Origin of the sequence: Streptomyces sp. NPDC006265, assembly GCF_040613555.1 — a bacterium.
In the GTDB taxonomy this organism is placed as follows: Bacteria; Actinomycetota; Actinomycetes; order Streptomycetales; family Streptomycetaceae; genus Streptomyces.
The window spans coordinates 1-1,925 of record NZ_JBEXSH010001248.1 but is presented as its reverse complement, the minus strand read 5'-3'; the positions used below and the strand labels follow the sequence as shown (position 1 = coordinate 1,925).

4 protein-coding genes are annotated in these 1,925 nt (G+C 69.7%); all 4 read right to left on the bottom strand.

The genetic code is table 11. From position 1 onward, the window contains the following. A partial coding sequence (locus ABZ281_RS47660) for a pyridoxal-phosphate dependent enzyme (RefSeq protein ID WP_356664902.1) occupies positions 1-769 on the bottom strand: 769 nt, incomplete at its 3' end. Positions 770-775: 6 nt separating this feature from the next. Further along, positions 776-1,054: a MoaD/ThiS family protein gene (locus ABZ281_RS47655; protein WP_030837819.1), complete on the bottom strand. Its 279-nt coding sequence runs from the start codon at positions 1,052-1,054 to the stop codon at positions 776-778. 115 nt (positions 1,055-1,169) lie between these two features. Then, positions 1,170-1,265, bottom strand: a complete 96-nt coding sequence (locus ABZ281_RS47650; protein ID WP_311688247.1) for a putative leader peptide — start codon at positions 1,263-1,265, stop codon at positions 1,170-1,172. A gap of 98 nt (positions 1,266-1,363) precedes the next feature. Beyond that, positions 1,364-1,786, bottom strand: a complete 423-nt coding sequence (locus tag ABZ281_RS47645) for a M67 family metallopeptidase (RefSeq protein ID WP_031140077.1) — start codon at positions 1,784-1,786, stop codon at positions 1,364-1,366. Between the last annotated feature and the right edge of the window lie 139 nt (positions 1,787-1,925).

Genomic DNA, 1,925 nt, shown 5'->3' with positions numbered 1-1,925 from the left:
GGACGCCGGCGAAGATGCCCTCCTGCTGGAGCAGCTCACGGGTGCGGGTGACCGCGTCCGCCGAGCCGACGGAGAAGCGGGTGGTGAGGACGGAGGCGTCGTACAGCTCGGGGACGAAGCCCTCGTCCAGGTTGCGCAGGCCGTAGACCAGGTCGTCGTAGCGCGGTTCGGCCGCGACGATCCGGACGTCCGGCTTGTGCTCGCGCAGGAAGCGGCCCACGCCCATGAGGGTGCCGGTGGTGCCGAGGCCGGCCACGAAGTGCGTGACCGACGGCAGGTCGGCGAGGATCTCGGGACCCGTCGTGGCGTAGTGGGCGCCCGCGTTGTCCGGGTTGCCGTACTGGTAGAGCATCACCCAGTCGGGGTGCTCGGCCGAGAGCTCCTTGGCGACGCGCACGGCCGTGTTGGAGCCGCCCGCCGCCGGGGAGGAGATGATCTCCGCGCCCCACATGCCCAGCAGGTCCCGGCGTTCCTGCGAGGTGTTCTCCGGCATCACACAGACGATGCGGTAGCCCTTGAGCTTCGCCGCCATCGCCAGGGAGATGCCGGTGTTGCCCGACGTCGGCTCGAGGATGGTGCAGCCCGGGGTCAGGCGGCCGTCCTTTTCCGCCTGCTCGATCATGTGCAGGGCCGGACGGTCCTTGACCGATCCCGTCGGGTTGCGGTCCTCCAGCTTCGCCCAGACGCGGACGTCGGCGGACGGCGACAGCCGCGGCAGGCGCACCAGGGGGGTGTTGCCGACCGCGGCCAGGGGGGAGTCGTAGCGCATCGGTGATCAGACCATGCCGCCGGCCACGGCCGGCAGGATCGTGACGTTGTCGCCGTCCGACAGCTTGGTGTTGATGCCGTCGAGGAAGCGGACGTCCTCGTCGTTCAGGTAGACGTTGACGAAGCGGCGCAGGCTGTCGCCGTCCACGATGCGGGCCTGGATGCCGGCGTGCCGGGTCTCGAGGTCGGTGAAGAGCTCGGCGAGGGTGTCTCCCTTGCCCTCCACTGCCTTCTGACCGTCGGTGTAGGTGCGGAGGATGGTCGGGATGCGGACCTCGATGGCCATGGCTTCAGGGCTCCTGTCGGGAGTGGTCGGTCGGGGCGCGCGGCAGCGCAGGAACAGCAGGTGGTGCGTGTGTGCAGCGCCGCGGCTCACGGCCGTACGGCGGCAGGGACCGGCGTCAACAGATGGCGCTGGCGAGCCTGCACAGGTCGACGTGCAGCCGCGCCACGAGCAGATCGCCCGGCGTCTTTTCGCTCACGTCATGGAAAACCATGGGCTCATCGTATCGATTCCCGGTCCGGGCGCTGGAATGTGATCCCACATGGCGGACGTTTTCGGGCCGGGGAATGAGACCGCCCTGCTCAGACGGCCTCAGTAGGCCTCGACGACCTGGACCTCCTCCTCCGTGACCTCGCCCTCGACGATGCGGAAGGAGCGGAACTGGAACTCGCCGGCGCCGTCGGTGTCGGCGGTGGAGACGAGGACGTAGTGCGCGCCGGGCTCGTTGGCGTAGGAGATGTCGGTGCGCGAGGGGTAGGCCTCGGTCGCGGTGTGGGAGTGGTAGATGACCACCGGCTCCTCGTCGCGGTCGTCCATCTCGCGGTAGAGCTTGAGCAGGTCGCCGGAGTCGAACTCGTAGAACGTGGGCGACATGGCCGCGTTCAGCATCGGGATGAAGCGCTCCGGGCGGTCCGAGCCCGCCGGGCCGGCGACGACGCCGCACGCCTCGTCGGGGTGGTCCTTGCGCGCGTGGGCGACGATCTGGTCGACGAGGGCCTGGGTGATGGTCAGCATGCCGGCAAGGATAAGCAGAAGGGCCGTTCCGTACCGAGGTTTGGTACGGAACGGCCCATATGCCGGACGCCCTGAGCGGCAGCGGCGGGGGGTGGCCCCCGTAATACCCCCCCCGGGGCGGCCGGGGAGTTGCGGGGCG

Bases quoted from the DNA above. Each gene is read 5' to 3' on its own strand.
- ABZ281_RS47655 (WP_030837819.1), bottom strand. From the start codon at position 1,054: ATGGCCATCGAGGTCCGCATCCCGACCATCCTCCGCACCTACACCGAC.
- ABZ281_RS47650 (WP_311688247.1), bottom strand. From the start codon at position 1,265: ATGGTTTTCCATGACGTGAGCGAAAAGACGCCGGGCGATCTGCTCGTG.
- ABZ281_RS47645 (WP_031140077.1), bottom strand. From the start codon at position 1,786: ATGCTGACCATCACCCAGGCCCTCGTCGACCAGATCGTCGCCCACGCG.